Source organism: Anaerotruncus sp. DFI.9.16, assembly GCF_024461615.1.
Taxonomy (GTDB): Bacteria; Bacillota; Clostridia; order Oscillospirales; family Ruminococcaceae; genus Anaerotruncus; species Anaerotruncus massiliensis.
Genome location: NZ_JANFZX010000177.1, coordinates 1 through 228, shown reverse-complemented (window position 1 = coordinate 228; position 228 = coordinate 1). Strand labels below are relative to the sequence as shown.

Here is a 228-nt window from a genome sequence, read left to right as displayed (position 1 = left end):
CGTTTTTCTGCTGTTTCAGCCCGTCCCGGACAGGGCGGGTCTTGGAATAGGCAAGTACCTGCTGTTGCAGCTCCTTTTTCCCGTTCAGCGTCTTTTCCACCTGCTTCAACCACGCAAGGCTTTCCTGCATGGCGGCATAGGCGGCAGAACAGGCTTCGTCCAGTTCCTCCGGAGAAGAAAAGCCGTACTGCTGATAGGCGGTAACGGTAGCTGCCATTTGCTTTAGGT

General features: G+C 55.3%; 1 pseudogene. It reads right to left on the bottom strand.

The window, feature by feature from the left end:
* Positions 1–228: pseudogene (locus NE609_RS17445) on the bottom strand (relaxase); the annotation flags it as partial.